The following is a 25,415-nucleotide window of genomic DNA, read 5'->3' as shown; positions in this document are numbered from 1 at the left end:
GATTACTCTCCGCGCAGGGCTGACACCAGCCCTTTGAATTTGCTGTTGAGCAGGGTGAAGCTGGCCTGGAAGCCCACGGCGTTTTCCGCGTAGTTGGACTGTTCCAGCTGAGCGTCCACGGTGTTCTGGTCGATCGAAGGCTGCATCGGCGTGCGATACATCAGCGACTCGTCGCCATTGCCCAGGCCTTCAGCTTCGATGTGACGGCTGTTGGTCATGTTCAGGGCGATGGTGCCGTTGGCGTTCTTCTGGGTCTGTGCTTCAAGCACTTTGGAGAAGTCCAGATCCCGAGCCTTGTAGTTCGGGGTATCGGCGTTGGCGATGTTGTTGGCCAGCACTTCGGCACGCTGGGCGCGAAAGCCCAATGCCTTTTCGTGAATGCCGAGCGCTTTATCGAAGCTGATGCTCATGTCGGGAACCTTCGGGTGACCGGTTTTTCGTACCTGAGCTTTAGCAAGCGCCGTGCCAAACAGGCAAAGCCCTGTAAACCGGGGCTTTGCGAACTATCGGCAACGTGGCAATGCCAGAAAAGCGGCAACCGGTTTCCGCTGGCTGCCGCTTTTCTGCCGCTTGCCTTCCCTTTCATTACCACCGCCGGACAACTGTGGGAGCGGGCTTGCTCGCGAAGGTGGCGTGTCAGAAAAACAAATATTGACTGACACGACGCCTTCGCGAGCAAGCCCGCTCCCACAGGGGACTTGTGGTGTGTGGGGGAGATATTTCAGGCACAAAAAAACGGCAGGCCTTTGCGGGCCTGCCGTTTTTGTTTGTTGCCGATGCGGTTATTTCGCTTGGTAAATAATCCCCGGGCTGCACTGGACCATCTGGTAATGATCCGGCAAACCGTTCAGCGCTTCGGAGGCGCCAAGGAACAGATACCCGCCCGGCTTCAGCGTGCTGTGAATGCGCAACAGGATGTCCTTCTTCACCTCGGCGGAGAAGTAGATCAGCACGTTGCGGCAGAACACGATGTCGAACTTGCCCAGCGCGGCATAGCTGTCGAGCAGGTTGAACGAACGGAATTCCACCCGGTTCTTGATCGGCGCCTTGATCACCCAGCGCCCCGGCCCTTTCGGGTCGAAGTAACGCTGCAGTCGATCGGCGGACAAACCGCGACCGATCGCCAGGCTGTCGTACTCGCCAGTCTTGCAGTTGGTCAGCATGAGACCGGACAGGTCAGTCGCCACAATCTGCACGCCCATCTTCAACTGGCCAAGATTCGTGCGCTCGAACTCATCGATCGACATCGACAGCGAGTACGGTTCCTGACCCGACGAGCACGCCGCCGACCAGATCCGCAGACGCTGGTTGGGGCTGGCCTTGATTGCCTCGGGCAATACCTTGTTCTTCAAGACTTCAAACGGATAGGTGTCACGAAACCACAGGGTTTCGTTGGTCGTCATGGCATCGACCACCTGCTCGCGCAAACCGCTGCGCGGCTGGGTCTGGATGCGCTGTACCAGCTCACCCAGGGACTTGATGCCTTGCTGCTCCATCAGTTTGTTGAGACGGCTCGAGACCAGGTACTGCTTGTTTTCACCGAGCAAAATGCCACAGGCCTTTTCCAGGAAGACCCGGAACTGTTCGAAATCCAAATTACCCGTAGACAATGATGCCGCCTCTTAAATCGTGTTGACCGCCAGGGGCAGAAGGCCCCTAGCTGATATCTGCTGCTTTGATCCGGTCGACTACCCGGGATGCCAGGTCATCAGGACGGAATTTGGCCAGGAAGTCATCTGCACCGACTTTCTTGACCATCGCCTGATTGAATACCCCCGACAACGAAGTATGCAGGATGATATGAAGCTTTTGCATGCGCGGGTCGTTGCGAATTTCCGCCGTCAGGGTGTACCCGTCCATCTCCGGCATCTCGATGTCGGAAATCATCATCAGGAACTCGTCTTCCGGCTTCTTGCCCTCATCGACCAGCTTGCGCAGGTAATCCAGCGCCTGCTTGCCGTCGTTCAGCGCCACCACTTCGACACCGATCGTCTGCAGGCAACGCGTGACCTGCTTGCGCGCCACCGACGAGTCATCGACCGTCAGCACCCGCAGCGACAGCGCCTTGCTCTGGGTCTCGACATCGACCACACCGACCGAAATCGCTTCCGGCGTCGGCGCAACTTCCGCCAGCACCTTCTCGACATCGATGATTTCGACCAACTGATTGTCGACTCGAGTCACCGCGGTCAGGTAGTGATCGCGACCCGTGCCCTTGGGCGGCGGATGGATCTCTTCCCAGTTCATGTTGACGATGCGCTCCACCGAGCGGACCAGGAAACCCTGGGTCTTGGTGTTGTACTCCGTGATGATCACGAACGGGTTGTTCTTGTCTTTCAACGCCCCCGAGCCGGTTGCCATTGCCAGATCAAGGATCGGAATGGTCGCCCCCCGGATATTCGCTACCCCGCACACGACAGGACTGGACTTGGGCATCAACGTCAGCGACGGGCACTGCAGCACTTCCCGTACCTTGAACACGTTGATTCCGTAGAGCTGCTGACCGTCGAGACGGAACAACAACAGCTCCAGGCGATTCTGCCCTACCAGTTGCGTGCGCTGGTTCACCGAATCCATTACACCAGCCATGCCCAGACTCCTACACCAACGCCAAGTGTTGTTGCGACGCACATTCATTGCTAAACGGCACGGCGCTTGCTTTTTAACTCGTATGAACGCTCAAACGACATTTTTTCGACGCCTGACCTGCCGCACCCGCAAAGCGCTGTGCGCGGTGTCTGCCGTCTGCTTCTTTTTCGCTGGCAGCCCTGCCGGTGCCGATACGGTTACCTTGCCTGACATGCTTATCGGCGTCACTCAGGGCTTTCTTGAATTCACCGTAGAAGACTATCTGGCTACCAGTCAAACGGAAGGCCGCTATGAAATCGAGGTCAACCAGCTCGACCCGCGTATGCGCATGCCTATGTGCGACAAGGAATTGACAGCGTCACTGGAGAGTCCGGCACGTCCGCTGGGTCGGGTAACGGTCAAGGTTCGCTGCGAGGGAAGCTCGCCGTGGACGGTGTTCGTGCCCGCTCAAGTCCGCCTGTTTCGCGAGATTGTCACCACCACACGACCGCTCAAACGCGCCGGGATTATCGAACCGCAGGACGTGACCTTGCGTGAACGCGACGTCAGTCAGATCAATCAAGGTTTTTTGACGTCGGTGGATGAAGCCATCGGACAGAAATTGACCCGACCAACGGTCGCCGATCAGGTGATTACCCTGGTGCATCTGGAACAGGCAGAAGTGGTGCGCAAGGGTGATCAAGTGGTCATCATCGCCCGCAGCGGTACGCTCGCCGTGCGCATGCCCGGTGAGGCCCTGGCCAATGGCGGCTTGAAAGAACAGATTCGAGTGAAAAACCTCAACTCCAACCGGGTGATCAAGGCGCAAGTCATCGCGCCGGGCCAAGTGGAAGTGGCCATGTAAAACGCTCACGCAGAAAACTGGCGCCGGTCCCGTTGCTTCCCTAAACTGTGCCGCAGCAGGGCACGCTTCGGTGCAGACAGCTCATTGCAAAGTGAGCCTAAAGTTTTCCAGGGAATGGCCGAGAACATGGCAAGCGTCCAAATTCCCAGAGGTTTTTAACATGGTCATCGATTTCAGCCGTTTGAACAGCTCCTCGTCACTTACGGGCAGTACACGTACCAGCAACGCCAAGGAAACCGCCGAAACCGGCACCTCCGCGCCGCTGAATACCCCGGCCGAAACGGCCAGTACCGCAAAAAGCGGGGAATCGGTACACCTCAGCAATGAGGCTCAACAGTTGCAGAAGGTCACTGACAAGCTGCGTGATCAGCCTGCCGTCGACAAAGCCCGCGTGGCCGAGTTGAAAGCAGCGATTGCCGATGGCAGCTACAAAGTCGACAGCAACCGTGTAGCCAGCAAACTGCTCAACTTCGAAGCCCAGCGCTAGGCTTTTGCCGGCGCCAGGCTTTTGGACGCTTAGAACCCAAGGCCAGCCATGCACGACACTAATTTATTGCAACTGATCACCGACGACTTTGCTCCAGCTCAACAATTGCTGGAGTTACTGCAAACCGAGTCCCTCGCCTTGCACGGTCGCGACATGCCTTTGCTCGAAGATATTCTGGCGCGCAAACAGGCATTGATCATTCTGCTTGAACAGCATGGCCGCAAGCGCAGCGAAATCCTTGCCAGCCTCAACCTGCCGCTCGACCGTCAGGGTCTGGAGCAACTGGCCAGCCACTCCAGTATTGGCGACCAGTTGCTGTCCGAGAGCGATGTGCTGACCGACCTGATTGCCCAGTGCCAGGCGGCCAATGTCAAAAACGGCCAGTCAATCCAGATTCAGCAGGCCACCACGGCCAATCAGCTGAAAATCCTCACCGGGGGCGAGCCACCCGCGTTGTATGACGCGACTGGCACTTTCGCCAAACCCACCAAGCCGCGTACGCTCAGCCAGGCGTGAGCCTTTCGATGTGCCTGCACTATCAACCCGCGAAACATGCTGGCAAAATGCTGGCTAGCCGTAGTCAAATTTTGTCTGGAGATTGAGAAAACGTGCCAAACGCCCTAAGCGCGGATGATACTCCGCAGCCACCAAAGGTGCTGACCACGCCCCTGGAAATCTCCAGCAACCTGCGCCAGTTGCAAGAAAGCCACGACCCGCTGATCATCACCTTCCATGAGCGCAGCCAGCGTTTCCAGAGCTACCTGATCAAGGTCGACCGCGAAACCGCGACCATCGCCCTGGATGAAATGATCCCGCGCGATGGTGAGCGCTTCCTGCTGGCGGGCGAGCCCTTCAGGGTCGAAGGCTTCCACGAAGGTGTGCGCATTGCCTGGGAATGCACCGGCACGTTGAACATCGAAGAATCCGAAGGCGATCGCTTCTATACCGGCGAGCTGCCGACCGAAGTGGTCTACCACCAGCGCCGCAACGCCTTTCGTGCAGCACTGAAGCTGACCGACCTGGTCAGCGTCGAACTCGGCGGCGAAAAACTCAAGGCGCCGATCAACGGCAAACTGCTGGATATTTCCGCCACCGGTTGCAAGCTGCGCTTTGAAGGCGACATCACCGACCGTCTGCAACTGGGCCAGGTCTATGACCGCCTCATCGCCGCCCCGCTGTTCGGCAATCAGCCGACCTCGGTCGAACTGCGTTATCTGCACTTCGAAGAAAAGCTCAACATCACCTTCGCCGGCCTGCGCTTCCACAACATCAGTGGCCCGGCTGCACGCAACGTCGAGCGCTTCGTTTATCAGCTGCAGCGTGAAGCACGCCGGTTCGATAAAGACGACCTGTGATTCGGACAGGCAAATAAAAAAAGGGCAATCCTTGGCGGGACTGCCCTTTTTTGTGCTTAAAAATCCCAGTAACACTGAGATCCCTGTGGTGAGGGGATTTATCCCCGACCGGCTGCGCAGCAGTCGCAAAATCATCCAATGTGGTGTGTCAGGAAGAATGTGCAGTCAGGGTCTGGCGCCGCTGATGTCTGGCGTCGGTTTATCGGTTCCATCATCGGGCCCTGGTTCCACTACTGGCTCCGGCGCAATCTCAGGCTCCACTTCCGGCTCCGGCTCAGGCTCAACCGGGGTCTGCATCTGCTCCTGCACCACCTGCTCATCCACGCGCGGATCGAGGGCCGCCACCAAAGGTGAACTGGACATGCTATCCGGCATTGCCACGTGATGCAGCGGCGCATCGTCGACCTGATGCAGATTGGTCACCGCTTTCGGCCGAATGCGCCACACCAGCACCAACGCAAAGAAGCTGAAGAACGCGTAAAGGCTCTGGCTGCCGAACAGCTTCATCAGCACGCCCGCCAGCAGCGGCCCGATACTCGCGCCAACCCCGTAGGTCACCAGCAGCATCGCCGTCAGCGACACCCGGCGATCGCCTTCGACGTGATCGTTGGAGAACGCCACCGCCAGCGGATACAGACAGAACTGCACCAGTGAGCACATGAACCCGACGACAAACAAAACCTCCAGCGGCACCTGCGGCAAGATGGCCAATGGCAACGCCGCCACCGCCAGGAACCCGGCAAAGCAGCGGATCAGCAAGGCGCGATCATAACGGTCGGACAACCAGCCCAACGGCCACTGCACCAGCAGCCCGGCAAAAATGCAGCTACCCATGAACAGACCGACCTGCTCGGTCGACAGCCCCTGCTGCGAGGCATACAGCGGCGCCAGACCGTAGAACGAACCAATGATCAGACCAGCACCCAGCACCGTACTCAACGACTGCGGCACACGCTTGATAAAGAAGCGCGGCTCCATCGGTGCCGGATGCAGCGGCGCCGGGTGAATCCGCCGGGTCAGCGCCACGGGTACCAGACACAGGGCGAAACACAGAGCGACCAGCATCAGCAGCTCCAGGCCGAGGCCCGGGTGCATGACCAGAATCAGCTGACCGAGCACCAGCCCCAGATACGAAGCGATCATGTAGCCGCTGAACACCAGACCGCGCTGGTTGGCGTCGGCCTGCTCGTTGAGCCAGCTCTCGATCACCATGTACTGGCACATCATGCCCAGGCCGACGATGGTCCGCAGCACCAGCCACGCCGGCAGCCAGTCGACCAGGCCATGCCCGAGCACCGCCGCACCGACGATCCCGGCACAAGCCGAATACGCGCGGATATGCCCGACCCGGGCAATCAGTCGGTGACCGATCTTGCCGCCCAGCACCAGGCCGAAATAGTTGGCCGCCATCAGCGCGCCGACCCACAGTCCGTCGACATGGTCAGCGGCCAGGCGCAACGCCAGATAAGTAGATAGAAGGCCCGAGCCGATCAACATCATCAGCGAGGCGAAATACAGCGCTCGAAAGGATTTCCAGATTTGGCGCATCGGCGTTCCGAGCGGCTCCTTGCAGTAAGTATCGGACTATCCAAACGATAGCCCGATGGCGACGGTTCGTCAGGCCTGGGCTGCTAGAACACGCCGTTCCCAGGGAGTGATTTCATCAAAGAAGCTGGTCAACTCCATGGTCTTCGAAGCGATGTAGCCTTCGATGAACTCCTGTCCGAACAGTTCCCTCGCCAATTGGCTACGTTTCAGACGCTCGAGCGCGGCATGCAAGGTACACGGCAGCGAAAGATTGTCCGGCACTTCGAACTCACCCTGAATCGCCGCAGTCGGTTCCAGCTCATGCTCGATCCCATGCAAGCCGGCGGCCAGGCTCGCGGCAATCGCCAGGTACGGGTTGGCGTCGGCGCCGGGCAGACGGTTTTCCACTCGACGAGCCACGGGTGAACTGGCCGGAATCCGCAAGCCTGCCGCACGGTTGTCGTGGGACCAACAGGCATTGTTCGGCGACGCATACGGGTGGCACAGGCGCTGATAGGAATTCACGTTGGGCGCAAACAGTGCGGTGAAATCCGCCATGCCCGCCTGCTGTCCACCAATGAAGTGACGGAACATCGCCGTCGGCTGGCCGTTCTCGTCGCTGAAGACATTGTTGCCGGTCGCGATCTCGACGATGCTCTGGTGAATATGCATCGAACTGCCCGGCGTGTGTGCCAGCGGTTTGGCCATGCACACCACGGTCAGGCCGTGCTTGAGCGCGACTTCCTTGAGCAGGTGTTTGAACAGGAAGGTCTGGTCGGCCAGCAACAGCGGATCACCGTGCAGCAGGTTGATCTCGAACTGGCTGACGCCCATTTCATGCATGAAGGTATCGCGCGGCAGACCGAGGGCAGCCATGCATTTATAGACTTCGCTGAAGAACGGCCGCAGACCGTTGTTGGAACTGACGCTGAACGCCGATTGGCCATCCTCGCGACGCCCGTCAAGGCCAACCGGCGGACGGAACGGTTGGGTCGGATCGGTGTTCGGCGCGAAGACAAAAAATTCCAGCTCGGTCGCCACCACCGGCGCCAGGCCTCGCGCGGCGTAATGGGCAATGACCTTCTTGAGCTGACCACGGGTCGACAGATTGGAGCTTTCACCTGTCAGTTCATCGGCATCGCAAATCGCCAGGGCACGCGGCTTGTCGCTCCACGGCAACGGATGGATCATCGAAGGCTCGGCGACCAGCGCCAGGTCGCCGTCATCGCTGCCGTAAAAGCGCGCTGCCGGATAACCGCCCATGATGCATTGCAGCAGCACACCCCGCGCCATCTGCAAACGCCGCCCCTCGAGGAAACCCTCGGCGGTCATCACCTTGCCTCGCGGCACGCCATTCAAATCCGGCGTGACACATTCAATCTCATCAATGCCGGTCAGTCGCTGCGCGAGTGAACGCTGGCCATCGGTTGTCATGACGCAATCCTTGTTATTGTGCGAGCCGCGAACGGCGACCCGTACAAAATAGGCTCCGGCTGTTCGGAATATCAAGCAGCGTCAAACAAAAATCCGGGTCACGGCAGATAAAGGCTGAACACCCCGCCGCCCAATGGCCCGCCGTTGCTAATTTCAGTGTGCCCGACCACGCCATTACGCTGATGCAACGCGGCAATCCGGCTGGCGAAATACAGGCCCAACCCGGTGCTGCCACTGCTGTGATTGATGCCCTGCACGTAGTCGGCCTGACGTTCGAGCATCTCGGCCGGGTAACCGTCGCCGTCATCGTTGATGCTCAACACCAGTTGCCCGGCCTCGTCACTGACGGTGATCAGCAGCGACTCGCGGGCGTAGCGAATGGCGTTGTTGATGCAGTTCCCGAGCACCGACGCAATCAACTCGCGATCAAAGAAGCCCAGTGGGCTCAGCGGATCGACCTCATAGGTGGCGATGATCCCGCGACTGGCGAACACCTCTTGATGCGCCGCCAGTTGCGCCTCGATGAAATCATCGAGCTCGTGATAGGCCGGTTGCAGCGGCATCTGGTTGACGCCGAGCTTATACAGCCCAAGCAACTGCACCAGCATGCCGTTGAGGTGGGCGAACTCGAAGTCGATCACACCCTGCTCCACCCCACCGCGTTGCGCTTCGGGCAAGCGCGCCAGCCACTGGCTTTGGGCCTGCATCAGCATCGCCAGCGAGTTCTTCATGTCGTGAACGGTGGAAGCGATCACCGTGGAGAAATCCAGAGCCTGCTCGTCTTGGTTCATTCGCCAAACGCCTTGCTTTTCAGCTTCTGATAACGCGCATAGCGCGCGTCGGTGTCGGGCATCAGGCCAACCATTTTCAGGCAGGCCCGACATTCTTCCAGTTCCGCCGACGGCACACTGGTGTCGGTGCCATGCAGCAGCGACTGGGCCATGTTCAGCGCAATACTGATGTTCTTCGGTTGCATCTTCAGCGCCTTGCGGAACACCTCACGGGCCTCCACCAGGTTGCCGGTCTTGTACACGCGCACGCCCTGCCGGTTGAGATCGGCGGCGGCGTTGCTGGAATTGAGGATAGTCGGGTCGTCGGTGAGCTTGGCGATGTCTTTCATCACCGCCGGATCGTCACCGTAGATCTCGGCGCAGCTCTTGAGCATCGAGGTGCCCGCCTCGGCCTGACCGAGCATCTGCAACTGCTTGGCGACCAGCAACGCCGCTTCCGGGCTCATGAACTGCTCCATGCCGTCGAGGCGCATCAGCGCTTGCTCGGTGAGCTTGTCGGCCGTCTCGGCATCGTTGAGCAGCAGACTGGTGGCCTTCATCAGACGCGCGCGAATCTGCAGGCCGGGGTCGCTCGGGTTCTCTTTCGCGACGGCGCTGAGCGTGGTGTTGATCTCCAGCCGCGTGCGGGTGTCGAGGCCGCGCTCACTGCCCTTGCTGATCAAGGCATGGGCCAGGCCAAGGTTGCTTTCCGGGTCCTTGAAGCGCGACTGCGCACCCTGCGTCACCGCCTGACGATAGGCACGGGACGCGGTGTCGAAGTCTTCGTTGGCCATTGCCAGTTTGCCGAGCAATGCTTGCCGACGCACCGCCAGCGGCGACAACCGAATCGCCTCTTCCAGCACCCGCTGCGCACCTTTGGTATCGCCCTCGGCGACCAGCACATCAGCCATGCCGTCGTACAGCGACGGCATCATCGGGAACACTTTCAGCGCTTTTTCATAGACATCTTTGGCCTGCGCCACTTGCCCACGCTTGAACAACAATTTGCCCAACCCGGCAAACGCCCACGGCAACGGCCGGTCGGCAATGATGCTGTCATAGAGACGTTCGAGAGCCTCATTCTGGTTCATGTCGCGCAGCGCATCGGCGCGATAACGCAGGCACAGCGGCGAATAGCGGATGTCCTGCTTGCACAGCGCAATACAGGCATTGAGCACCTCGACCGGCTTACCGCGATCAAGGGCTTGCAGAATCGGTTTGAGCAACGTCTTGCGCTGCTCCAGACGCTCCAGGCGCTGGGCCAGACCGGAACGGTTGAACGGCTTGGTCAGGTACGCATCCGGCTCGTGCTCCAGGGCACTGAGCACCATCGCCTGACTGGTCTCGGCCGTTACCATGACAAACACCGCTTCATGGCTGATGAGCTTTTCCGACATCAGGTCTTCGAGCACCTGTTGGCCGTTCTTCTTGCCGTCGCCGAGGTGGAAATCCTGCAGGATGAAATCGTAGGACTTCTGCGCACACATCTTCAGCGCCTGCTCGCCGGTGTCGGCGGTGTCCACATCCTTGACCCCGAGCTCGCGCAGCATCGAACGCACGGAACTGCGGAAATCCGAGAAATCATCGACGATCAGAAAACTCTTTTGGTGATACGACAGCATCGAGGATTTCCAGGCAATTGAAGTGAGGGCAATTTCAGGCGCGCAGATGATAGCTGCCGGCCAAATGCTATCAAGCGATTTCACGCGACTTTTAAGTCACCGAGTGGGTTATCGGCCACAAGTGACGTTCCCTGAAGCGGACGCTTCAAGATTCCTCGCCCAGCGATTACCCTGCGCACCGGCTCATCTTTCCACTACAAGGTTTATCTCGTGTACATCAAAGGACGTTGCATCGTGTCCGCCTGTGCGCTGCTGTTTTTTCAGCAGGCGATGGCGGCTGGAATGGACTGCACAAAAGCTTCGAATACCGTCGAAAAGACGATTTGCGCGAATAAAGGGTTGTATGAGCTGGATGCGCAGATGGGGATGCTCTATCGGCAACTGATGAACATCTCCGCGCAAGCCCAACCGGACCTGAAGCAAACGCAACGTAGCTGGTTGAAAACACGTAATGAATGCGTCGAGGAGGTTGCCTGCCTGGATCTGCGCTATCGCGAGCGCCTGCAACTTTTGCAAGCGCAGTGGACACAGTCCGCCGCCCATCAACCGGATGGCGTTGATAAACAAGTGTTGGATGACCTGCAAGACAGTATTCAGGCCGCGAGCAAAACTGATCCGCAATTTGCCCTGGAACGGACACTCGCCTCACTGTCGTTGAAAAGCCCTGGAACCACGTTTTCTGCCGACCCGGACGCCGATCAATTCTCAGACAGAACGCACTTCCCCAAGACGCGGCCCAAAGGTGTCTCCCAAGACGAATGGAAGGCCTTGAGCGCCACCGAGTTCGACGCTGATACGGCCTTGGGCCGGACTATGTTTACCTTGATTGACCTGGACGGTGACCGGCAACGTGACCTGATTGTCGAGACCTACACCGGCGGCACCGGTCTGTACACGTTCGTCGAGACCTTTCGCCGTGACGGCGACAAGTTCAATCGCAGAACCCCGTCGTCCGACGGCGAATCCATTGGCGGCTCGCTCTACTCCACCAACGACCGTGGCGCCAACCAGTCGGTCAACTGGATCAACCTTCGCGGCAAAATCTACGCGGCCTATCGCGCCGGCGCCTACGGGGTTGATCGGGTGTATTTACTCAGTCCCCTGCAAATCAACCACGAAGTGCCCATCGTCGAGGTTCGCTACGACTACCAACTTAGCGTTCCTCGGACTCAGCACAATGAGGACGGCAAGACGACATTCAAACTGGAGCCCGCCCTGCATCGCTCGCTGACTCAAGCCCTCACCCACGTGAAAGTGGATCCGAGCGATGCCAGCGAGCCGAGAACCCCCATCTGCCCGATTCCTCCCACAGCCGAAGACAGCGAGGAGTACTACAGCTACGGGGCCGGTTATTACGCCATCGAGTCGGTCGCCGACTTCCCGGTGATCATCGGCAACGAATGTTTTCTCGGCCGCATGAACAACTGGTTCGGCGCTTACAGCGCAAAGGACGGGTTGTTTGCGCAAATCACCGTGCGCAAGCCGGGATCGGGGGATGACGGACGTAGCTACGAAGTCAAAGGACGCCGACATCTAACCGGGACAGGAATCTCGATAGGGAAATTCGAGGAAAACGGTGACAACTAGCCAAATAACAAGGCGCACGGAGCGATCACAACAATCGAAAACACAGCGTATGCAAAAAGCCCCGCCGCCATGTGAATTGCGCCGGGGCTTTTGCCTGGAATTTGATGGTGTCCCAGGGCAGGTTCGAACTGCCAACCTTCCCCTTAGGAGGGGGATGCTCTATCCAATTGAGCTACTGAGACACTGAGTTGTCACGACCGGAAGCGGCGCGACGGACGGCGTGCATGTTAACGGCCAGCCCTTGATTTGTCATGTCGTCCGTCGGCTTTTTAAGTGTAGGCAGGCGCCTTGCAATGCTGCGGGAACATTTACCGTGCAATTTGCACTCCCCCAAAAAGTCATCATTGCAGATTGCAACCTGCGCCTTCTGAAAAACCCTTCCAAATGCTTGTTTTTAAAGGACTTCACAGCGGTTAGACTGTTGGCATGACGGCTGCTTTGTCTGTTTGCATAACAGAACAAACGGAGTCGGCCTCATGAACAGCACTCTCTTGCTTGCAAACGCAATCGCCTTGGCGGCGTTGGTGGGCTTTCATTTTGTCCCCGAGGGTGCTGAGCCGGTGGCCCAGCGCATGCCGCATTACTTGCAGGTGCAGAAAGCGCCGCAGTGGGCGGTGCTGAGCGATCACAGCGATTTCGCGGCACAGACGGCCAGTACGCCCGAGCAAACTCTGTCGGCGCGCGCTACTGAACGTCTGGTTTTTTGAAATATTTTCAGGAGTACAGCATGTCCAAATCAGCTGCAGGATTTCTGATCCTCGCCTTATTGAGTGGCGTTGTGCATTTTTCGCTGTTCGAGGAAACCGAAGTCACCCTGCCCCTGATTGGCTGCGGCGTGTTTGCGGTGTTGTTTGTGCTGGCGCTGGTGGCCGGGCGCAAGATCAAGTTCGATCCGGTACTGCGTTAAGCCGGATCAACGCCAGCAGTTGATTGACAGCGTCTGTCAGGGCGCCTGAGTTGTCGATCAGGTGCACAGGCAAATCGCTGGACCTCCTGTCCTTGAACAACGCATTGCGCGCCAGCCTGGCGTCGATTTGCTCAGGGGTCTCGCGACCACGCCGCAGCAGGCGCTCACGCAACACGTCATCCTTGACCGTCAACAATACCGGCAACAACGTCGGGTAGCGCTCCTGAGCCTGGCGCAGGTTGGCGCGCGACCCGTTCATCAGCACATGGCGTCCGACATTCAACCATTCGTCGATTTCTAACGGAATGCCATAGGCCAGGCCATTGGCGTGCCAGGCCAAGGCAAAATCGCCCGCGCGCTGACGCTTATCGAACTCCTCGGGCGTGACACCAATGGCATCTTCACCGACCGATTCCGCTGATCGGGTGATCACCCGGCGGATGATTTCGCAGTTCATCGCCCGCAATCGCTCATGCGCCGCCTCAATCAAGCTGTCCTTGCCTGAACCGGAGGGCCCCATTAGATAAATAAGCCTGCCATCCATCCTGAAACGCCCTCCAACGGGTGTTTGCCCCTAGTAAATCGGCAAATTGCCACTATCCTGTACAGGTAAGGAACAAAGATTGAAAACCGCATAGCATGCACGTTCCGAGGTCTCACGACATCAACAGATGTGCACCAGGAAGCGGGCAGAGATGCGGGCCGAGGCAAAGTTTTCCAACCAGTCCGCATTTCTGATAATTGGTGCTGGCATTACGCCTTTACCCAGCTCAATATTTGTCACAGAATTGACGCCAATGATCTGGCAATTTTGAGGCATGATGCGGGCCTCTTAACAATTCAGGTTGAACCATTTGGCGCGGATGCTTGTCCTACCACACATCCTGCGGCCAATCCCGAGAACCGCTCCCCTGAACTAACCGGTTAAATATATGCGCCCATTGAAACAGGCAATTTATTCCAGCCGTACGGCTGACAAGTTCGTCGTACGTCTGCCAGACGGAATGCGTGAACGCATTGCCGAGGTGGCTCGCAATCATCATCGCAGCATGAACTCCGAGATCATTGCGCGCCTTGAGCAGAGTCTTATTCAGGAAGGTGCACTGGGCGAAGAGTTGAGCATGCGCCTGGACAGCCCGGAGCTGTCGTTGCACGAGCGCGAGCTGCTGCAACGTTTCCGTCAGCTGTCTCACCGCCAACAGAACGCTCTGGTGTCGCTGATCGCTCACGACGCCGAGATGGCCGCAGACGCGTCCTGAGCTACACCGAACATCTCAAGCCAGCATGATTGCTGGCTTTTTTTTGCCTGCGATTTGACGCATTGGCCGCCTGGCAATGCACAGACTCATCATCCCCCATCAAACGGGCACAAAAAAGCCCGCCATGTTGGCGGGCCTTCTGTATGCAGCCGGTCAGAGCAGGAAGATCGTCGCCAGCCCCAGGAAGATGAAGAAGCCGCCGCTGTCGGTCACGGCCGTGATCATCACACTGGCGCCCATCGCCGGATCGCGGCCCATCTTGGCCAGCGTCATCGGGATCAACACCCCCATCAGCGCCGCGAGTAACAGATTGAGGGTCATCGCCGCCGTCATCACCACACCCAGCGACCAACTGCCATAGAGCAAGTAGGCGACCACACCGATCACCCCACCCCAGACCAGACCGTTGATCAACGCCACCGCCAGCTCCTTGCGCATCAGGCGCGAAGTGTTGCCGGTGCTGACCTGGTCGAGCGCCATGGCGCGCACGATCATGGTGATCGTCTGGTTACCGGAGTTACCGCCGATACCCGCCACGATCGGCATCAGCGCCGCAAGGGCTACCAGTTTCTCGATCGAACCTTCGAACAGGCCGATCACTCGCGAAGCGACAAACGCGGTGATCAGGTTGATGGCCAGCCACGCCCAACGGTTGCGCAGGGATTTCCACACCGAGGCGAAGATGTCTTCCTCTTCGCGCAAACCAGCCATGTTGAGGACTTCGCTTTCGCTTTCCTCACGAATCAGGTCAACCATTTCGTCGATGGTCAGACGGCCGATCAGTTTGCCGTTCTTGTCGACCACCGGGGCCGAGATCAAGTCGTAACGTTCGAACGCTTGAGCAGCGTCATAGGCGTCTTCGTCCGGGTGAAAACTCACCGGATCGCTGGCCATGACTTCAGCGACCTGTTTCTCCGGGTCGTTGACCAGCAAACGCTTGATCGGCAGCACGCCCTTGAGCACGCCGTCGTAATCGACCACAAACAGTTTGTCGGTATGGCCCGGCAGCTCTTTGAGCCGGCGCAGGTAGCGTAGAACCACTTCGAGACTGACATCCTCACGGATGGTCACCATCTCGAAGTCCATCAGCGCACCGACCTGCTCCTCGTCATAGGACAGGGCCGAACGCACACGCTCGCGTTGCTGCTGATCGAGTGTCTCCATCAGCTCATGGACGACGTCTCGCGGCAGCTCGGAGGCCAGGTCAGCAAGTTCGTCGGCATCCATGTCCTTGGCGGCAGCCAGGAGCTCGTGATCGTCCATGTCGGCGATCAGCGTTTCACGAACGGAGTCGGATACTTCGAGAAGAATGTCGCCGTCGCGATCAGCCTTGACCAGTTGCCAGAGCGTCAGACGGTCGTCCAGCGGCAAGGCTTCAAGGATGTAGGCAACGTCAGCGGAGTGCAGATCATCGAGCTTGCGTTGCAGCTCGACGAGGTTCTGCCGGTGAACCAGGTTCTCGACCCGGTCGTGGTGCGCGCCTTCCTGGCGATGAGTCAGGTCTTCGACGACCTTTTGGCGCTGCAGCAGCTCAACGACCTGAGCCAGGCGATCCTGCAGGCTTTCCTGTGTTTTCTTTACTTCGATTTCGGACATAGGCGAACTCCACTCCCAGCAGCGGGGCACGCCGGAAGGATCAATCAGTCAATTCATGATTGGTGAAACGGGCTACTGAGTAACTACTGGGTAAGTCCATGGAGGTTTTCCACAAGCCCCGGCGGGGCTGACGGGCGCAATGATACACCGCCTGACGGTTTTAAACGTTAAAAAATCGCGGCCGAAACAAGCGCTTGCGAAACAAACCTGAGCGCCGTCCTGATCCTTGCAAATGCGACGACTCATCCTGAAAAGAAAACACACCGCCGATGAAAAATGTAGCGACTACCCTTGAGCGTAGACCGTCAAGGAGGACGTCGAATGCGCTCTGCAACATCCCGCTTTTTACTCGCCACCCTGCTCTGCCTGCCGCCCGCCGGGGCTGCCACCACTCTGCATCGGTGCGAGGCGCCCGACGGCCGCATCACCTTCACCAGCCTGAGTTGCGCGAGCGATGAACTGCTTTCAGTACAGGAAGTTCACCCTTACTCGCCCGGATCCGTCGTGGCGATCATGCCGGAACACAACCACGAAGAAACATCCAGTATGAAAGCCAGGAGCCGAGAACCGGGCATTATTGGTCGCATGCAGGACAAATGCGGAAACCTGATCGATGCCAGACAGCGCCGCGAAGCGATCATCAATCAACGAGTGATTGCCGGCATGAGCCAACAGGATGTCGAAAGCGCTCTCGGCAAACCGGACAAGGTGAATATTCGGACATCGACAACAAGCTATCGATACGACTTGAAACGAGGTCGCAGCGCCCAAGTCGATTTTGATGAGAAGGGATGCGTGAAAGGAAAAACCAAATCGCAGACAGCAAAAAGCCCGCGTTAAACGCGGGCTTTTCGGTATATGGTGCACTCGACAGGATTCGAACCTGTGACCGCTCGGTTCGTAGCCGAGTACTCTATCCAGCTGAGCTACGAGTGCATTTTGTGTTTTTTGACCAGACCACAACTGGCTGAAGCCAAGTTCTTTATATCGCTATAAACAACTCTAAAATGGTGCACTCGACAGGATTCGAACCTGTGACCGCTCGGTTCGTAGCCGAGTACTCTATCCAGCTGAGCTACGAGTGCATTTGTGTTTTTAAACCAGACCACAACTGGCTGAAGCCGAGTTCCTTATATTGCTATAAACAACTCTTAAATGGTGCACTCGACAGGATTCGAACCTGTGACCGCTCGGTTCGTAGCCGAGTACTCTATCCAGCTGAGCTACGAGTGCATTTTGTTGCGCCGCATTATAGCCCGTCTAATCTCTATTCCAACTACTTTTTCTAATAAATTCAACAACTTACAGAAAAAGCCAGATTACAACGTACTAAGCAAATAATGGCGGAGAACGGGGGATTCGAACCCCCGACACCCTTTTGAGGTGTACTCCCTTAGCAGGGGAGCGCCTTCGGCCACTCGGCCAGCTCTCCGCAACACGGGGCGTATCTTAACCAACCTTTTCCCCGTTTGCAAACATAAAAATCGATAAAAATTAATGGCTTGGTTCTTCGTCCTTCTCTTTCTTTATACGCAGGTAAATTTCCTCACGGTGCACGGCAACCTCTTTCGGGGCGTTGACGCCGATACGCACTTGATTTCCTTTAACGCCGAGCACGGTCACGGTGATTTCGCCATCACCGATAATCAGGCTTTCTGCGCACCGACGAGTCAGAATCAGCATACCTTTCTCCTCACGCAATTCTTCAGGGACAACAGTCTGCAAAAAAAAGGCACCCGACCTACAACCGGAGCGATCGTAGCCCTACATGCCTGAGTATTGACCAGCGCGAGCAAAAGAACAGTTCAGGGGCTCGCGCCATTCAAAAAATAAAGGGCGCGGTCAGACCGCGCCCTTCAGGTGACCGGATTACTCGCCCTGACGGGCAGGCGCGTCCAGTTCGAAAGCCGTGTGCAGGGCGCGCACGGCCAGTTCCAGGTACTTCTCTTCGATGACGACGGAAACCTTGATTTCCGAAGTCGAGATCATCTGGATGTTGATGCTTTCTTTAGCCAGGGATTCGAACATACGGCTGGCCACGCCTGCGTGGGAACGCATACCGACGCCGACGATCGAGACCTTGGCAATCTTGGTGTCGCCTACGACTTCACGGGCACCGATCTCGCGAGCGGTGTTTTCCAGCACGGTCTGTGCGGCCTGGTAGTCGTTGCGGTGCACGGTGAAGGTGAAGTCGGTGGTGTTATCGTGCGCAACGTTCTGCACGATCATGTCGACTTCGATGTTCGCGGCACTGATCGGGCCGAGAATCTTGAACGCCACGCCCGGGGTGTCTGGCACGCCACGGATGGTCAGCTTGGCTTCATCGCGGTTGAAAGCGATGCCGGAGATGATCGGCTGTTCCATGGTTTCCTCTTCATCAATAGTAATGAGGGTGCCCGGACCCTCCTTGAAGCTGTGCAGTACGCGCAGCGGAACGTTGTACTTGCCGGCGAATTCCACCGCACGGATCTGCAGCACCTTGGAACCGAGGCTGGCCATTTCCAGCATCTCTTCGAAGGTGATCTTGTCCAGACGCTGAGCGACCGGCACCACACGCGGATCGGTGGTGTAGACACCATCGACGTCGGTGTAGATCTGGCATTCATCAGCCTTCAATGCAGCCGCCAGTGCCACGCCCGTAGTGTCGGAACCGCCACGGCCGAGAGTGGTGATGTTGCCGTGCTCGTCGACGCCCTGGAAACCGGCGACAACCACCACGCGACCTGCTTTCAGATCACCGCGAATCTTCTGGTCATCAATCTGCAAGATACGCGCTTTATTGTGCGCACTGTCGGTCAGGATCCGCACCTGATTACCGGTGTACGACACCGCCGGCACACCGCGCTTGATCAGCGCCATGGCCAACAGGGCAATCGTCACCTGCTCACCGGTGGAAACGATCACGTCCAGTTCACGCGGAACCGGTTGCGTGTCGCCACTGATTTGCTTGGCCAGATCGATCAGACGGTTGGTTTCGCCGCTCATTGCAGACAGCACAACCACCAGGTCATCGCCGGCATCGCGGAATTTCTTAACCTTGTCGGCGACCTGCTCGATTCTCTCGACAGTACCGACCGAGGTGCCTCCAAATTTCTGTACGATCAAAGCCATTTCAAAGCCGCCTCTGCCCATGAAGGGCGCCCAATAATCACTCGAACAGCCGCCGGCCCCGCCACTAGACTGCGGGCCCTGCGGGCCGTCTTATAAACCCTGCTCGACGAATGGAACGGTCAGCGCCAATGCGCCATCCAGTGCGCCGGCGTCGACACCGCCGCCCTGCGCCATGTCCGGACGACCACCGCCCTTCCCGCCCACTGCCGCAGCAGCCTGTTTCATCAAATCACCGGCTTTGAGTTGGCCAGTCAGGTCCTTGGTTACACCTGCAACCAGTACGACCTTTTCCTCATGGACACTGCCGAGCAGGATCACTGCGCGGCCGAGTTTGTTTTTCAGCTGATCGACCAGCGCCAGCAGCGCCTTGCCGTCCTGACCATCCAGACGCGCAGCCAGCACCTTCACGCCTTTGACGTCGACTGCCGAGTTCGACAGATCGTCGCCCGCGGCGCTGGCAGCCTTGGCCTGCAACTGCTCGAGTTGCTTTTCCAGCGCGCGGTTGCGCTCCAGCACTGCCGACAGCTTGTCGATCAGGTTGTCGCGGCTGCCCTTGACCAGGTTGGCCGCTTCCTTGAGTTGTTCTTCAGCGGCGTTCAAGTAGGCCAGTGCTTGCGCACCGGTGACTGCCTCGATACGACGCACGCCCGATGCCACACCGCCTTCGCTGATGATTTTCAGCAGGCCGATGTCGCCGGTACGGTTGGCGTGGATACCGCCGCACAGTTCGACGGAGAAATCGCCGCCCATGCTCAGCACGCGCACGTTGTCGCCATACTTCTCGCCGAACAGCGCCATCGCGCCTTTCTGCTTGGCGGTCTCGATGTCGGTTTCTTCGGTTTCAACCGCGGAGTTCTTGCGAATCTCGGCGTTGACGATGTCTTCCAGCGCTTTGATCTGCTCAGGCTTGATCGCTTCAAAGTGGCTGAAGTCGAAGCGCAGACGCTGGCTATCCACCAACGACCCCTTCTGCTGAACGTGCTCACCCAACACCTGACGCAGTGCAGCGTGCAGCAAGTGAGTCGCCGAGTGGTTCAGCGAAGTCGCATGGCGCACGTCGGCATCAACGTGGGTTTCCACCGGCGCGCCGATGGTCAGGCTGCCCGAATCCAGCACACCGTGGTGCAGGAATGCGCCGCCGGTCTTGGTGGTGTCGCGAACGTCGAAACGCGCGCTGCCTGCCTGAAGGAAACCGCAGTCGCCGATCTGGCCGCCGGATTCAGCGTAGAACGGCGTCTGATTCAGAACGATCACCGCCTCTTCGCCTTCATTCAAGACGTCGACCGACTGGCCATCTTTATAGATAGCGACAATTTTCGCCGAACCGCTGGTGTCGGTGTAACCGGTGAACTCGGTGGCCACATCCACCTTGACCAGGGTGTTGTAGTCCAGACCGAACGAGCTGGCCGAACGCGCACGAACACGCTGGGCTTCCATTTCACGTTCGAAGCCGACTTCGTCGACGGTCAGGCCGCGCTCGCGAGCGATGTCCGCCGTCAGGTCCATCGGAAAACCGTAGGTGTCGTAGAGTTTGAACACCACGTCGCCAGGCACCACGGTGCCTTTGAGTTCCAGCAGATCCTGCTCGAGAATTTTCAGGCCGTGCTCCAGGGTCTTGGAGAACTGCTCTTCTTCGGCCTTGAGCACGCGCTCGATGTTGCTCTGCTGCTTCTTCAGTTCCGGGAAGGCTTCGCCCATCTCGGCGACCAGCGCGGCAACGATCTTGTAGAAGAAGCTGCCAGTGGCGCCCAGCTTGTTGCCGTGACGGCAGGCGCGACGAATGATCCGGCGCAGCACGTAGCCGCGACCTTCATTGGACGGCAGCACGCCATCGGCGATCAGGAAACCGCACGAACGGATGTGGTCGGAAACCACTTTGAGCGACGACTGATCGCCGTTTTCGCAACCGATGGCTTCGGCCGAGGCTTTCAGCAGGTTCTTGAACAGGTCGATGTCGTAGTTGGAATTGACGTGCTGCATCACCGCACTGATCCGCTCCAGGCCCATGCCGGTGTCGACCGACGGCGCTGGCAACGGATGCAACACGCCATCGGCGGTGCGGTTGAACTGCATGAACACGTTGTTCCAGATCTCGATGTAACGGTCGCCGTCTTCTTCCGGCGAGCCCGGTGGGCCGCCCCAGATGTGGTCGCCGTGATCGTAGAAAATCTCGGTGCATGGGCCGCACGGGCCGGTATCGCCCATGGTCCAGAAGTTGTCGGACGCGTATGGCGCGCCTTTGTTGTCGCCGATGCGGATCATGCGCTCGACCGGCACACCGATTTGTTTGGTCCAGATGTCATACGCTTCGTCGTCCGAGGCGTAGACAGTAACCCAGAGTTTTTCCTTCGGCAGTTTCAGAACGCCGGTCAGGAAGGTCCAGGCGAAGGTAATCGCATCGTGCTTGAAATAGTCACCGAAGCTGAAGTTACCGAGCATTTCGAAGAAGGTGTGGTGACGAGCGGTATAACCGACGTTTTCCAGGTCGCTGTTCTTGCCACCGGCACGCACGCACTTCTGGCTGCTGGTTGCGCGGGTGTACGCGCGCTTTTCCTGGCCCAGGAAGCAGTCCTTGAACTGGTTCATCCCCGCGTTGGTGAACAGCAGGGTTGGGTCGTTGCCCGGAATCAAAGAGCTGGAGGCTACACGGGTGTGGCCTTGCTCTTCGAAGAAGCGAAGGAAGGCTTCACGGATTTCTGCGCTTTTCATTAGGTTCTTCCACGGAGGCTGCGGCCAAAGGCCTGTACGAAACGTCAACAGACGAAACGACGGCAAAGGGCCGCATTATATCGGCCCTTCGCGCGGGGTACAGCGTGTTTATACGATAGTAACGGTCAATTGGACGGCTAACGCTGTCACTTGCGCGAAAACTCGACGAATGTCGCGATCACCTGCTCGATTTGCGAGCGATTGACGTCCATGTGCGTGACCATCCGCAGGCGCGCAGCGGCGCTCAACTTGATCCCGCGTTCGGCGGCAAACGCCTTGAGCGCTTCAGCCTGGTCGCCCATTTGCACGTAAACCATATTGGTCTGCACCGGTTCGACGCTGAACCCGGCTTCGCGCAGGCCTTCGGCCAGATACTGCGCGTTGGCATGGTCATCGGTCAGGCGCTGAACGTTGTGCTCCAGCGCATACAGCCCCGCCGCTGCCAGCAATCCGGCCTGACGCATGCCGCCACCGACCATCTTGCGCAGGCGCCGCGCTTTGCCGATCAACTCGGCTGAACCGCACAGCACCGACCCCACCGGCGCGCCCAGGCCCTTGGACAGGCACACCGAGACCGAATCGAAATGCCGGGTAATATCCCGGGCATCCACGCCCAGTTTGACCGCCGCGTTGTACAGCCGCGCGCCGTCCAGATGCAGGGCCAGGCCGTGTTCCTGCGTGAACTTACGCGCGCGGGCCAGATACTCCAGAGGCAGCACTTTGCCCTGCATGGTGTTTTCCAGCGCCAGCAGCCGGGTACGGGCGAAGTGGAAGTCATCGGGCTTGATCGCCGCCGCCGCTTGAGCCAGATCCAGCGAACCGTCGGCCTGCAACTCCAGCGGCTGCGGCTGGATCGAACCGAGCACCGCTGCGCCACCGCCCTCGTACTTATAGGTATGCGCCTGCTGACCGACGATGTATTCGTCACCGCGCTCGCAATGGGCCATCAAGCCCAGCAGGTTGCTCATGGTGCCGGTCGGTACAAACAGCGCCGCAGCGAAACCCAGGCGCTTTGCCAGTTCCGTTTCCAGACGATTGACCGTCGGATCTTCGCCGTACACGTCGTCACCGGTGGCGGCAGCAGTCATCGCCTCGAGCATGGCGGGAGTCGGTTGGGTGACGGTGTCGCTGCGAAGATCGATAACGCTCATGAACCTAGCCTCATAGTCAGCAGGGAAAATCCCTTTACGAAGGTGAATTACTGCGGTCATCGCGCAGATTAATCAACCCTTGGCGCAGGAAAACGCTCCACTAGCGTTCAAAAAATCCGATGGCAATCATCACAAAGGCGCAATGCACCGCTCGCCGATCTGTGATAAAAACGCTGCGCCGCCCGAGAAAGGGCGGCAAAAACGTTCTCAGGGCGGGGTGCAATTCCCCACCGGCGGTAATTGCGCGCAATGCGCATAGCCCGCGAGCGCTTGGCGACGGACACGGCTTTTGCGGTGCACGGCGGCAAGGTCAGCAGACCCGGTGTGATCCCGGGGCCGACGGTCATAGTCCGGATGAAGAGAGAACGGGATTAACGCCAAAGGGCCGTCCGCGCGATGTTGTGCGTGTGCGCACCCTTGAATCCCTTTCGATTCATAACGCCCTGTTTTTCACACAAACAGGAGTCAGAACATGCAACCCACCGCTATCGACAGCAAATCCAAACACCCTCACGGCGAGCGCGTCGCGTTCATCCAGGCCTGTTGGCACAAGGAAATCGTCGACCAGAGCCGTAAAGGCTTCGTCGCCGAAATGCTTGCCTTGGGTTATCAGGAATCGGACATCGACATCTTCGAAGTCGGCGGCGCCTTTGAAATGCCTCTGCACGCCAAGTTGCTGGCCAAGACAGGTCGTTATGCCGGGATCGTCGCGGCAGCCCTGGTCGTGGACGGCGGCATCTACCGTCACGAGTTCGTCGCCCAGTCGGTGGTCAGCGGCCTGATGCAAGTGCAGCTGGAAACCGAAGTGCCGGTGTTCTCGGTGTCCCTGACCCCGCATCACTTCCATGCTGGCGACGAGCATCAGAAGTTCTTCTTCGAGCACTTTGTGCACAAGGGTCAGGAAGCGGCCAGAACCTGCGCCGATACGCTGCAGAAGGTTCGTGCGCTGCGTCGCACCGAACCGCGTGCTGTAGCCGTCTAAGCCTCCAACGATCGTTCCCATGCTCTGCGTGGGAATGCCTCAATGGACGCTCTGCGTCCGCTTTGGGACGCGGAGCGTCCCGGGCTGCATTCCCACGCGGAGCGTGGGAATGATCATCACGTCAGGCGAGATTTTCGTCGCTGGTCGGCACGATCAGGATGCCCGCACGCAAGCCATTCTTGACCTTCGGATTAGGGAAAATGATCCGCGCGCCCTCTTCCTCGATGACCCAGCGAGTATTGGCCAGATCTTCGGCCAGCAGATAACCCACGTCCAATTCAGAAAAGTTCTCTATATCCGCCGGCAGGTTCAGGCGGAAGGCATCGCTGTGCTTGATGATCTCCCGGGCGACGCTGAACAGCTGCAAACCGTCCAGGCCTTCCTCGGCCAGATCAGGCTCATTACCTTCGATGATCTGCTTCAGACGGCTTTCCAGGCGTGAAACATCGACCCCTTCGTTCTGCCCGAACGGTCGCGCCTTGCCCAGTTCCAGAGTGAAGGCCTCGGCACCGAGCTTGTCGTAGGTGTAGGAGCTGAACACGATCGACGGCTTGTTCTGCAGCAGCACCGCCTCCATGCCGGCCGCACGCAAGCGCGCCAGTTCGCGGCGCGAATGCTGGCGACCTTCTTTCCACGGATACAGGGCGAACTGCTCGATCTTCGAGCCACGAATCGCCGTGTGCAGGTCGTAGTGCAAACGCTGACGATCAGGCAGGCTGAAGAAACTCGCTGCCAGGCGTTCCAGCTCACAGGCGCGTATGGCTTCGGAACCGCTGGTTTGTTCATGACGGCCGTTGAACAGCCGATTGACGTCCTGCTCGACGAAGCGCTCGCCTTTGCGAATCGCTTCCGGGTTACCGAACAGGAACAGAATGCGTGCACGCGGCTTCAAGTCGCCGCGAGCGATGTCATGCAGCAGCCGATCAAGCAACTCGATCGGCGCTGTTTCATTGCCGTGGATGCCTGCCGACAGCAGCAGGTCCAGGCCATTGTCGCGCGCTTCGGGTGGCCGGACTTCCAGCGCACCCTCGCTCAACCAGCGCATGCGCACGCCTTCGACAGTCAGTTGAGTCTTCTCCGCCGGTTCGCGGCCGGCGAGGGTCAGTTCAAGCAGTTTGCCGAGGGCGAGCATAGAGCGGTTTCCTTAGTGATCGTGGTTGCAATCCGGGCCGTGCACGTGGTCTTCGTCGTCGCCGACGTCAGCCGGTTCCATTTCCAGTTGCAGACTTACCAGATTAGTCGCCAATGGGCGCAGCAGCAGGTTGGCGTACTCTTCGTCACCCTCCTCGACGTCCACGCCGATCAGCAGTTGGCCACGGCCGTCCTGCTGGATCCACAGCTCTTTGCCTTGCCACATGACCGCGACGCGGGTGCACGAGGTTTGCAGTTGCGTGCCGTCGGTGTCTTCAAGGATCAGCTGCAGGGAATCGCTCATGTTTTTACTCTCTTGGGGAGACAAGCCGCGCGCCGCGCTCAGGCGACGCG

At 58.6% G+C, this 25,415-nt stretch carries 25 protein-coding genes, 5 tRNA genes and 1 riboswitch; of the genes, 10 read left to right on the top strand and 20 right to left on the bottom strand.

Going from position 1 to position 25,415, the window contains the following annotated elements:
* Positions 1-2: 2 nt before the first annotated feature.
* The 3 genes from flgB to QMK55_RS20685 all read right to left on the bottom strand — a co-directional run bounded on the left by flgB (position 3) and on the right by QMK55_RS20685 (position 2,589).
* Positions 3-410: a flagellar basal body rod protein FlgB gene (flgB, locus tag QMK55_RS20695; protein WP_007917581.1), complete on the bottom strand. Its 408-nt coding sequence runs from the start codon at positions 408-410 to the stop codon at positions 3-5.
* Between the two features lie 372 nt (positions 411-782).
* On the bottom strand, positions 783-1,610 hold the full coding sequence (cheR, locus tag QMK55_RS20690) for a protein-glutamate O-methyltransferase CheR (protein ID WP_102354201.1): 828 nt from the start codon (positions 1,608-1,610) through the stop codon (positions 783-785).
* A 46-nt stretch (positions 1,611-1,656) separates the two neighbouring features.
* Positions 1,657-2,589: a chemotaxis protein CheV gene (locus tag QMK55_RS20685; protein WP_102354202.1), complete on the bottom strand. Its 933-nt coding sequence runs from the start codon at positions 2,587-2,589 to the stop codon at positions 1,657-1,659.
* Between the two features lie 82 nt (positions 2,590-2,671).
* Between QMK55_RS20685 and flgA the strand changes: the two genes are divergently transcribed.
* From flgA to QMK55_RS20665, 4 genes are all read left to right on the top strand, one after another.
* Positions 2,672-3,433 carry a flagellar basal body P-ring formation chaperone FlgA gene (gene flgA / locus QMK55_RS20680; RefSeq protein ID WP_320329874.1) on the top strand — a complete coding sequence of 254 codons (762 nt, stop codon included), beginning with the start codon at positions 2,672-2,674 and terminating at the stop codon, positions 3,431-3,433.
* Between the two features lie 160 nt (positions 3,434-3,593).
* A complete protein-coding gene (gene flgM, locus QMK55_RS20675) occupies positions 3,594-3,920 on the top strand; it encodes a flagellar biosynthesis anti-sigma factor FlgM (protein WP_064588763.1) in 327 nt (108 codons plus the stop codon).
* 48 nt (positions 3,921-3,968) lie between these two features.
* The gene (locus QMK55_RS20670; protein WP_102354204.1) at positions 3,969-4,436 is read left to right on the top strand and encodes a flagella synthesis protein FlgN; all 468 of its coding nucleotides are present in this window, start codon (positions 3,969-3,971) and stop codon (positions 4,434-4,436) included.
* A gap of 92 nt (positions 4,437-4,528) precedes the next feature.
* The gene (locus QMK55_RS20665) at positions 4,529-5,275 is read left to right on the top strand and encodes a flagellar brake protein (RefSeq protein ID WP_102354205.1); all 747 of its coding nucleotides are present in this window, start codon (positions 4,529-4,531) and stop codon (positions 5,273-5,275) included.
* 165 nt (positions 5,276-5,440) lie between these two features.
* On the opposite strand, the gene QMK55_RS20660 is transcribed toward QMK55_RS20665, so the two are convergent.
* The 4 genes from QMK55_RS20660 to QMK55_RS20645 form a co-directional block, all read right to left on the bottom strand.
* Positions 5,441-6,823, bottom strand: coding sequence for an MFS transporter (locus tag QMK55_RS20660; protein WP_102354206.1), 1,383 nt, complete (start codon positions 6,821-6,823; stop codon positions 5,441-5,443).
* A 69-nt stretch (positions 6,824-6,892) separates the two neighbouring features.
* Positions 6,893-8,134: a glutamine synthetase family protein gene (locus tag QMK55_RS20655; protein WP_178082079.1), complete on the bottom strand. Its 1,242-nt coding sequence runs from the start codon at positions 8,132-8,134 to the stop codon at positions 6,893-6,895.
* Positions 8,135-8,334: 200 nt separating this feature from the next.
* Positions 8,335-9,027 carry a sensor histidine kinase gene (locus tag QMK55_RS20650; RefSeq protein ID WP_102354208.1) on the bottom strand — a complete coding sequence of 231 codons (693 nt, stop codon included), beginning with the start codon at positions 9,025-9,027 and terminating at the stop codon, positions 8,335-8,337.
* Positions 9,024-10,628: a tetratricopeptide repeat-containing response regulator gene (locus QMK55_RS20645; protein ID WP_102354209.1), complete on the bottom strand. Its 1,605-nt coding sequence runs from the start codon at positions 10,626-10,628 to the stop codon at positions 9,024-9,026. Before QMK55_RS20645 ends, QMK55_RS20650 begins: the two co-directional genes overlap by 4 nt.
* Before the next feature lie 210 nt (positions 10,629-10,838).
* On the opposite strand from QMK55_RS20645, the gene QMK55_RS20640 reads away from it, so the two are divergent.
* Positions 10,839-12,215 (top strand): lysozyme inhibitor LprI family protein, encoded by a 1,377-nt coding sequence (locus QMK55_RS20640; protein WP_102354210.1) that lies wholly within the window; start codon positions 10,839-10,841, stop codon positions 12,213-12,215.
* A gap of 105 nt (positions 12,216-12,320) precedes the next feature.
* Here QMK55_RS20640 and QMK55_RS20635 read toward each other — a convergent pair.
* Positions 12,321-12,397, bottom strand: a tRNA-Arg gene (locus QMK55_RS20635).
* A gap of 294 nt (positions 12,398-12,691) precedes the next feature.
* Here QMK55_RS20635 and QMK55_RS20630 point away from each other — a divergent pair.
* Together QMK55_RS20630 and QMK55_RS20625 are read left to right on the top strand one after the other, a co-directional pair.
* Complete coding sequence (locus QMK55_RS20630) at positions 12,692-12,922, top strand: hypothetical protein (RefSeq protein WP_102354212.1); 231 nt, start codon at positions 12,692-12,694, stop codon at positions 12,920-12,922.
* A gap of 20 nt (positions 12,923-12,942) precedes the next feature.
* A complete protein-coding gene (locus QMK55_RS20625) occupies positions 12,943-13,122 on the top strand; it encodes a PA3371 family protein (protein ID WP_047295827.1) in 180 nt (59 codons plus the stop codon).
* Here the strand turns inward: QMK55_RS20625 and phnN are convergent.
* The gene (gene phnN, locus QMK55_RS20620) at positions 13,097-13,666 is read right to left on the bottom strand and encodes a phosphonate metabolism protein/1,5-bisphosphokinase (PRPP-forming) PhnN (protein WP_102354213.1); all 570 of its coding nucleotides are present in this window, start codon (positions 13,664-13,666) and stop codon (positions 13,097-13,099) included. The two genes, QMK55_RS20625 and phnN, sit on opposite strands and share 26 nt — an antisense overlap.
* Positions 13,667-14,054: 388 nt before the next feature.
* Between phnN and QMK55_RS20615 the strand changes: the two genes are divergently transcribed.
* Positions 14,055-14,381 (top strand): Arc family DNA-binding protein, encoded by a 327-nt coding sequence (locus QMK55_RS20615; RefSeq protein ID WP_003178899.1) that lies wholly within the window; start codon positions 14,055-14,057, stop codon positions 14,379-14,381.
* A 153-nt stretch (positions 14,382-14,534) separates the two neighbouring features.
* Here QMK55_RS20615 and mgtE read toward each other — a convergent pair whose 3' ends face one another.
* Positions 14,535-15,977, bottom strand: a complete 1,443-nt coding sequence (gene mgtE, locus QMK55_RS20610) for a magnesium transporter (RefSeq protein ID WP_102354214.1) — start codon at positions 15,975-15,977, stop codon at positions 14,535-14,537.
* A gap of 321 nt (positions 15,978-16,298) precedes the next feature.
* On the opposite strand from mgtE, the gene QMK55_RS20605 reads away from it, so the two are divergent.
* On the top strand, positions 16,299-16,817 hold the full coding sequence (locus tag QMK55_RS20605) for a cell envelope protein SmpA (protein ID WP_102354215.1): 519 nt from the start codon (positions 16,299-16,301) through the stop codon (positions 16,815-16,817).
* A gap of 19 nt (positions 16,818-16,836) precedes the next feature.
* Here the strand turns inward: QMK55_RS20605 and QMK55_RS20600 are convergent.
* The 8 genes from QMK55_RS20600 to ltaE form a co-directional block, all read right to left on the bottom strand.
* Positions 16,837-16,913, bottom strand: a tRNA-Arg gene (locus tag QMK55_RS20600).
* A 72-nt stretch (positions 16,914-16,985) separates the two neighbouring features.
* Positions 16,986-17,062: transfer RNA gene (locus QMK55_RS20595), tRNA-Arg, on the bottom strand.
* A 71-nt stretch (positions 17,063-17,133) separates the two neighbouring features.
* Positions 17,134-17,210: transfer RNA gene (locus QMK55_RS20590), tRNA-Arg, on the bottom strand.
* A gap of 108 nt (positions 17,211-17,318) precedes the next feature.
* Positions 17,319-17,409, bottom strand: a tRNA-Ser gene (locus QMK55_RS20585).
* Between the two features lie 62 nt (positions 17,410-17,471).
* Positions 17,472-17,660 (bottom strand): carbon storage regulator CsrA, encoded by a 189-nt coding sequence (gene csrA / locus QMK55_RS20580; RefSeq protein ID WP_002554426.1) that lies wholly within the window; start codon positions 17,658-17,660, stop codon positions 17,472-17,474.
* 186 nt (positions 17,661-17,846) lie between these two features.
* Positions 17,847-19,088: an aspartate kinase gene (locus QMK55_RS20575; RefSeq protein WP_007919332.1), complete on the bottom strand. Its 1,242-nt coding sequence runs from the start codon at positions 19,086-19,088 to the stop codon at positions 17,847-17,849.
* Between the two features lie 90 nt (positions 19,089-19,178).
* On the bottom strand, positions 19,179-21,797 hold the full coding sequence (gene alaS / locus QMK55_RS20570) for an alanine--tRNA ligase (RefSeq protein WP_320329873.1): 2,619 nt from the start codon (positions 21,795-21,797) through the stop codon (positions 19,179-19,181).
* A 146-nt stretch (positions 21,798-21,943) separates the two neighbouring features.
* Positions 21,944-22,948 carry a low-specificity L-threonine aldolase gene (ltaE, locus tag QMK55_RS20565; RefSeq protein WP_320329872.1) on the bottom strand — a complete coding sequence of 335 codons (1,005 nt, stop codon included), beginning with the start codon at positions 22,946-22,948 and terminating at the stop codon, positions 21,944-21,946.
* Positions 22,949-23,147: 199 nt separating this feature from the next.
* Positions 23,148-23,319: riboswitch (FMN riboswitch) on the top strand.
* Between the two features lie 101 nt (positions 23,320-23,420).
* Between ltaE and QMK55_RS20560 the strand changes: the two genes are divergently transcribed.
* Entirely contained in the window at positions 23,421-23,930 is a 510-nt protein-coding gene (locus QMK55_RS20560; protein ID WP_102354218.1) for a 6,7-dimethyl-8-ribityllumazine synthase, read from the top strand.
* 121 nt (positions 23,931-24,051) lie between these two features.
* Here QMK55_RS20560 and astE read toward each other — a convergent pair whose 3' ends face one another.
* The gene (gene astE / locus QMK55_RS20555; protein WP_102354219.1) at positions 24,052-25,062 is read right to left on the bottom strand and encodes a succinylglutamate desuccinylase; all 1,011 of its coding nucleotides are present in this window, start codon (positions 25,060-25,062) and stop codon (positions 24,052-24,054) included.
* 12 nt (positions 25,063-25,074) lie between these two features.
* The gene (locus tag QMK55_RS20550) at positions 25,075-25,365 is read right to left on the bottom strand and encodes a hypothetical protein (protein WP_027612641.1); all 291 of its coding nucleotides are present in this window, start codon (positions 25,363-25,365) and stop codon (positions 25,075-25,077) included.
* Positions 25,366-25,415 lie beyond the last annotated feature (50 nt).

The organism is Pseudomonas sp. P8_229 (assembly GCF_034008635.1).
GTDB lineage: Bacteria > Pseudomonadota > Gammaproteobacteria > Pseudomonadales > Pseudomonadaceae > Aquipseudomonas.
Note: the sequence above shows the minus strand (reverse complement) of the source record. Positions and strands in the feature narration are given on the sequence as shown.

Excerpts from the sequence above, each read along its gene's own strand:
- flgB (WP_007917581.1), bottom strand. The coding sequence starts at position 410 with ATGAGCATCAGCTTCGATAAAGCGCTCGGCATTCACGAAAAGGCATTG.
- QMK55_RS20685 (WP_102354202.1), bottom strand. The coding sequence starts at position 2,589 with ATGGCTGGTGTAATGGATTCGGTGAACCAGCGCACGCAACTGGTAGGG.
- flgA (WP_320329874.1), top strand. The coding sequence starts at position 2,672 with ATGAACGCTCAAACGACATTTTTTCGACGCCTGACCTGCCGCACCCGC.
- flgM (WP_064588763.1), top strand. The coding sequence starts at position 3,594 with ATGGTCATCGATTTCAGCCGTTTGAACAGCTCCTCGTCACTTACGGGC.
- QMK55_RS20670 (WP_102354204.1), top strand. The coding sequence starts at position 3,969 with ATGCACGACACTAATTTATTGCAACTGATCACCGACGACTTTGCTCCA.
- QMK55_RS20660 (WP_102354206.1), bottom strand. The coding sequence starts at position 6,823 with ATGCGCCAAATCTGGAAATCCTTTCGAGCGCTGTATTTCGCCTCGCTG.
- QMK55_RS20655 (WP_178082079.1), bottom strand. The coding sequence starts at position 8,134 with ATGACCGCCGAGGGTTTCCTCGAGGGGCGGCGTTTGCAGATGGCGCGG.
- QMK55_RS20650 (WP_102354208.1), bottom strand. The coding sequence starts at position 9,027 with ATGAACCAAGACGAGCAGGCTCTGGATTTCTCCACGGTGATCGCTTCC.
- QMK55_RS20645 (WP_102354209.1), bottom strand. The coding sequence starts at position 10,628 with ATGCTGTCGTATCACCAAAAGAGTTTTCTGATCGTCGATGATTTCTCG.
- QMK55_RS20630 (WP_102354212.1), top strand. The coding sequence starts at position 12,692 with ATGAACAGCACTCTCTTGCTTGCAAACGCAATCGCCTTGGCGGCGTTG.
- QMK55_RS20625 (WP_047295827.1), top strand. The coding sequence starts at position 12,943 with ATGTCCAAATCAGCTGCAGGATTTCTGATCCTCGCCTTATTGAGTGGC.
- phnN (WP_102354213.1), bottom strand. The coding sequence starts at position 13,666 with ATGGATGGCAGGCTTATTTATCTAATGGGGCCCTCCGGTTCAGGCAAG.
- QMK55_RS20615 (WP_003178899.1), top strand. The coding sequence starts at position 14,055 with ATGCGCCCATTGAAACAGGCAATTTATTCCAGCCGTACGGCTGACAAG.
- mgtE (WP_102354214.1), bottom strand. The coding sequence starts at position 15,977 with ATGTCCGAAATCGAAGTAAAGAAAACACAGGAAAGCCTGCAGGATCGC.
- QMK55_RS20605 (WP_102354215.1), top strand. The coding sequence starts at position 16,299 with ATGCGCTCTGCAACATCCCGCTTTTTACTCGCCACCCTGCTCTGCCTG.
- csrA (WP_002554426.1), bottom strand. The coding sequence starts at position 17,660 with ATGCTGATTCTGACTCGTCGGTGCGCAGAAAGCCTGATTATCGGTGAT.
- QMK55_RS20575 (WP_007919332.1), bottom strand. The coding sequence starts at position 19,088 with ATGGCTTTGATCGTACAGAAATTTGGAGGCACCTCGGTCGGTACTGTC.
- alaS (WP_320329873.1), bottom strand. The coding sequence starts at position 21,797 with ATGAAAAGCGCAGAAATCCGTGAAGCCTTCCTTCGCTTCTTCGAAGAG.
- ltaE (WP_320329872.1), bottom strand. The coding sequence starts at position 22,948 with ATGAGCGTTATCGATCTTCGCAGCGACACCGTCACCCAACCGACTCCC.
- QMK55_RS20560 (WP_102354218.1), top strand. The coding sequence starts at position 23,421 with ATGCAACCCACCGCTATCGACAGCAAATCCAAACACCCTCACGGCGAG.
- astE (WP_102354219.1), bottom strand. The coding sequence starts at position 25,062 with ATGCTCGCCCTCGGCAAACTGCTTGAACTGACCCTCGCCGGCCGCGAA.
- QMK55_RS20550 (WP_027612641.1), bottom strand. The coding sequence starts at position 25,365 with ATGAGCGATTCCCTGCAGCTGATCCTTGAAGACACCGACGGCACGCAA.